Genomic DNA, 5,096 nt, shown 5'->3' with positions numbered 1-5,096 from the left:
CGCATCTGGAAGCCGATATCGATTTCCCCGACGAGGACCTGCCCGAGGGCGTGGCCGCCGAAGTGATGCCGCAGGTTGCCCGCCTGCGCGCCGAGATCGCCGCCCACCTGGCCGACAATAGGCGCGGCGAACGGCTGCGCGATGGCCTGATGGTGGCGATCCTGGGCGCGCCGAATGTCGGCAAGTCGTCTTTGCTCAATGCCCTGGCGCGGCGCGAGGCGGCGATCGTCTCCGAGATTCCGGGCACCACGCGCGACGTGATCGAGGTGCATCTCGACCTGGGCGGTTATCCGGTGATCCTGGCCGACACGGCGGGCCTGCGCGAGAGCATGGATGCCATCGAAAGCGAGGGCGTGGCGCGCGCGCTGTGCCGCGCCGAGGCCGCCGATTTGAAACTCGTGGTGCTGGACGCGACGAAAAAGACCGTGCCGCCGGAGACGCTGGCGCTGATCGACGGCGATGCCCTGGTGGTGGCCAACAAGATCGACGCCGGCAGCATCCCGGCGGGTTATGAGATCAGCAGCCGCCCGGTGCTGCCCGTCTCGGTGCGCAGCAATGCCGGCATGAGCGCGCTGCTCGATGCGCTGGAGCGCGAGGTCGTGGCGCGCATCGGCATCAGCGGCTCGGCCACGCTGACCCGCGCGCGGCACCGCGCGGCGCTGACCGACTGCATCGCCGCGCTGGATCGGTTCCTCACCGGCAACGGCCGCAACAACCCCGCGCCGGAACTGGCCGCCGAGGACGTGCGGCTGGCGGCACGTGCGCTGGGCCGCATCACCGGGCAGATCGACGTGGAAGATTTGCTCGACGTGATCTTCCGCGACTTCTGCATCGGGAAGTGAGCGGCATTAGGTAGCAAACGCACCTAGGATCATCATCACTTCATCGCCTCCCATCGCTATAATTTCCGCATGGGTGATACTTACGCGATTTCTGCTTTACTCGACAAACGCGCTCGGAAGCTTGGCGAAATTCGCGCAAATAAATTCCAGGCGATGCGGCTGCGCATGGAACTGGCGCAGATCGATTCCGTAATCCGCATGTTCCGTCCCGACATGGACGTGGAAGTGAAAGCCGTCACCACGTTTGGCAAGAGTCCTGCGGCGCTTCCCAAGGGCACAGGAACGCGCCTAGCCCTCGACATACTGAGAGAGACGGGCCAGCCCCACACGGCCGAGGAACTGGCTATAGCGGTCCTGATCCGGGCAGGCAAAGAGCCGGACCCGGTATCCGTCGCCATGATGGGTAAGACCATCCATTCCAGCTTTAGCCGGGCTAAGAAACCGCTGGCGGTTTACGAACGGGGGACTTGGCCGGGGAAGTGGCGTCTGATTTCTCTTCCGGAGCAGTCGCCGGAATAAGAGACCTTAATTCTTCCGGTGTGGGTTCTTTCTTGCGGTACTTCCGCCTGTTTTTCTGAATTTGCATCATCACCAGATGCCGCGCGGCATCGTGCTCGTTTTTTTCGAAAAGAACGTGCTTAGCAAGCCAGCGGAGGTAACCTGCGGCCTCTTCTTCTACGGTAAATTTTATCTGCGGCAATTTCGACATTTTGGCTTCAGATAGCTACAGGAAGCTTCACGAAGGCTCATGAAGCTAAAATCGCTTGGCAACGGTGCTATAGTCCTATAGATTTTCTGAGAAAGCGAATCGACTCTTTCCGAGTCGGGGCGTTGAATAGAAAAGGCCGCCCCCTGTGGCGCAGGGAAGCGGCCCCTACTCAGTACTCTGGCACTAAACTACCAGTTCGTTTTATGAAGGCAGGCTGCGGGTGTGAGCACGGACGTGCTCGACCTTACCGAAGCGGAAGCGTTCATATGCCCGGACGTGTACCGGGCCGAACAGGTTAAGCTGGTAAGCACTCATAGCGGTTACTCCTAGGCAGGTTGGCCTGCCGCCCGAGGCGCCCTTGCGCCCCGCCCGTTCAGGGCTCTGGACGCTTTGGGTGGAGTAGCCACGATGGGCTTACCGATTCTCTATATATCAGGGGAATCGTATAAGGTGAATACCATACTTGGTACTCAACCTAAGATTCTTACCTTTGCCAATAGCCCTTCCACTGGCGGCTGACCGGATGGTCCAGCGCCGCCTTGGTGGCAAGCTGGTACAGGGTGCCATTTGGCAGGCGCCGGTGATCTTCGCGCCACGCCATTTCGATGGCGTATGACACCAGATACTTGCCGCTGATGCAGTGATGCGTGCCGATCTCGGCCCGACGCAGGCGGGAGAAGTAGCTTTCGGCCTGATTGGTGCAAGCATCCTCATCCCGGAACGCAACGCTGTGATTGATACGCTTAGTAGCGAACCGCGCGTGCAGGGCATCCCAATGCGGGGCCTCATCGGCATAAACGGTGCTACCGGCTTCCACACGGCTTTGGATCATGTCCAGCGCGTCGCCTTCGGCCTTGAATACTGCCGGGACGGTGCGCCCATCGCGCTCACGCATGACCACCACAACGCGGCGTTTGCCGGTCTGGTTCTCTGACAGGCGACGATCCTTGCGATCTTCCTTGCGGTTCTCCGGCTTCACATAGCCGCCGAAGTAAGCGCCGTCGATTTCCACGTCGCCGGCAACCTTGCGGCTCTGAATGTCCGCAGCCATCGCCTCGCGCAGCTTGTGAGTCAGCACGAAAGCGGTCTTGTACTGGACATTCAGGTCGCGGCTCATCTGCAACGCCGAAATGCCCTTCGCGCCATTCACAAAGATTGCGATGGCAGCCAGCAGGTCGCGTATCGCCAGCTTGCGGCTGGCAAAGATGGTGGCCGTAGTGACCGAGAACTGGGCTTCACAGCCCTTGCACTTAAAAATGCGGCGGTTCTTGTAAGAACGGCAAGCTCTTTAGCTGAGCTATCAAAGGTAATAGGCACAAAAGTTGTGAAGTTGGTGCCGGGGCCAAGGTCTCGACTCCCGGTAGTTTTTTCAGGCTCCAAAGGCTCAAAAGCTGGTTCCGACGACACTACGGAAGCGTGGCAAATTTTGATCTTGTAAGCTGGCGTTTGGCCGCTGTTGGCGTAGTTGATTTGAGCTTCATACCGCCTATCCCCAACTTTCTTGAGCACAAGGGTTTTTATCGACACATATGCCCGCAGTTGGCGTTCGGAAGATTCCTTGGCTTCGTCTGCAGTGCGGTTAGCGGCCTGCACCGCTTGTCTGGAAAGAGCGAGTGATACGCGAGTGTAATAGAGGGACCACGCAACAGCGGCGATGCCGAAAGCGCCAAAGAACAGTTGCCAGACGGCAAGGCGAGCCACTCGCTCCCCAGCAGCAGCGGCAGCCCACTGAGCTTCAAGGTCTAGTGCGGCGTGGAAATTTTCGCCCTTGGCGCTGCTATCGCCGCCCTCCTCGGGGGTGCCTTGCTCGCTGCCTCGTTTGACACGCCCAATCCAACTGACCGCATCGTCTGGCGCGCTGGCGCTACGGCGTGCTTCATAGTCTGCCTTTGCTTTAGCAGCATTGCCGTATGGGATGACCCTTGGTACTGGCTCCGCGTAATCAGCAATCCCTAAACCGATAACGACACCTAGGACTACGCAGAGTCCAAGTGCAGCGTGGAGCAACCAATCGCGCTTAAGCATCGTAGTAAAACAGCCCCCGAGATTTTCCCCGCATCCGATCTTATGGGCCGCACACCACCCTGTCGCCGGGAATTTCCCCAGCCGCCATTCCCCTCCGCCCCATTAACTTTTTTGTATGCTTCCCCCGCCATCCCGATAGCCAAGCCCCCTGCCATGGCAGATATTTGCCAGGAGCTTTCGGGGAAGCTTTTGGGGGGAGCTGTCGGATGGCAGACGCTGATCGGTGACCAGTCCCGCCTATGAGGTGATCGACAGCAGCTGGGACATGGGCGTCCTGCCGCCCGGCCCGCTGCATGATCTGCATGATTACTGGAAGGGCAAGCGTGGACCCTGGGGGCTGCCGCGCCGCCGCGACATCGATCCACTCGAGATTCCGCGCCTGCTGAAATACCTGCTGCTGCTGGATATCGAGACGCTGGAGCCGCTGCGTTACCGCGTCCGCCTGGCCGGCACCAATTTCCGCCAGTTCTTCGGCCGCGACCTGACCGGCCTGAGCGTCGACGAGAGCCAGCTGGAGGGTGGCCTGGCGCTGATGTGCCGCGACTGGCGCGAGGTGCTGCGGCTGCGCCAGCCGCGCTGGGCCAGCATCCGCCAGCATGTTGGCCGCGACGGCATGGACCACGTGCGTTTCACCGGCCTGGCCCTGCCGCTGTCGCGCGACGGCAAGGCGGCCGACATGCTGCTGGTCGCCACCCTGTATCATCCCGACAGGCCGTGAGATTGGCCGTGATGCGCGTGCTGGTGCTGGGCGCGACCGGCTTCATCGGCCGGCATGTCACGGCGGCGCTGCTGCGGGCCGGCCACGAGGTCGTCGCCGCCGTGCGCCGGCCGGAGGAGGCGCGGCGGCGGTTTCCCGGCATCGCGACATTGGCCTGCGACCTGGCGGCGGATACCGATCCGGCCGTATGGCTGCCGCGCCTGCGCGGCATCGACGCGGTGGTGAATGCCGCCGGGCTGCTGCGGGGCCGCGATATCGCCGCCGTGCATGTCGAAGGTCCACGCGCGCTGTTCGCCGCCTGCGCGCTGGCCGGCATCCGGCGCGTGATCCATGTCTCGGCGATCAGCGCCGACCGGGAAGCCGGCACCGATTACGCGCGCAGCAAATGGCAGGCCGAGGCCGAACTGCGCCGGCGCGATGACCTGGACTGGGTGATCCTGCGGCCCTCGCTGGTCTGGCACCAGGGCAGTTACGGCGGCACCTCGCTGCTGCGTGGCCTGGCCGGATTGCCCGGCCTGCTGCTGCTGCCGGGCGATGGCAAAGAGCAGTTCCAGCCGATCCACGCCGATGACCTGGCGCGCGTGGTCTGCCAGCTTGTCGGCGATAGCAGCCTGACCCGCGTCACGCTGGAGCCGGCCGGGCCGGAAACGCTGGGCCTGCGCGAGATGCTGCCGCAACTGCGGCAATGGCTCGATTTGCCGCCGGCGCGCCTCACCCTCGCGCTGCCGCCGTCGCTGATCGATGCCATGGCCTGGCTGGGGGAGTGGTTCGGCCGCGGCCCGGTCAGCCGCAATGCGCTGGC

General features: G+C 62.5%; 4 protein-coding genes and 1 pseudogene. 4 read left to right on the top strand and 1 reads right to left on the bottom strand.

Features of this window, described 5'->3' with window-relative positions:
* Positions 1-842, top strand: an 842-nt coding sequence (locus tag Q1J79_RS14085) for a GTPase (protein WP_300301479.1), incomplete at its 5' end; no start/stop codon positions are given.
* A gap of 69 nt (positions 843-911) precedes the next feature.
* The gene (locus Q1J79_RS14080) at positions 912-1,361 is read left to right on the top strand and encodes a hypothetical protein (protein ID WP_300301477.1); all 450 of its coding nucleotides are present in this window, start codon (positions 912-914) and stop codon (positions 1,359-1,361) included.
* Between the two features lie 674 nt (positions 1,362-2,035).
* On the opposite strand, the pseudogene Q1J79_RS14075 reads toward Q1J79_RS14080, so the two are convergent.
* Positions 2,036-2,827 (bottom strand): annotated as a pseudogene (locus tag Q1J79_RS14075) (IS1595 family transposase); the annotation flags it as partial.
* A gap of 972 nt (positions 2,828-3,799) precedes the next feature.
* Here Q1J79_RS14075 and Q1J79_RS14070 point away from each other — a divergent pair.
* Positions 3,800-4,294 (top strand): PAS domain-containing protein, encoded by a 495-nt coding sequence (locus Q1J79_RS14070; protein ID WP_300301474.1) that lies wholly within the window; start codon positions 3,800-3,802, stop codon positions 4,292-4,294.
* An 11-nt stretch (positions 4,295-4,305) separates the two neighbouring features.
* Positions 4,306-5,096: NAD(P)H-binding protein (locus Q1J79_RS14065; protein WP_300301472.1), on the top strand; the 791-nt coding region annotated here is incomplete at its 3' end.

Origin of the sequence: Ferrovibrio sp., assembly GCF_029255545.1 — a bacterium.
Lineage (GTDB): Bacteria > Pseudomonadota > Alphaproteobacteria > Ferrovibrionales > Ferrovibrionaceae > Ferrovibrio.
Note: the sequence above shows the minus strand (reverse complement) of the source record. Positions and strands in the feature narration are given on the sequence as shown.

What these genes read in the sequence shown, in the direction of transcription:
- Q1J79_RS14080 (WP_300301477.1), top strand. Translation starts at nt 912, where the DNA reads ATGGGTGATACTTACGCGATTTCTGCTTTACTCGACAAACGCGCTCGG.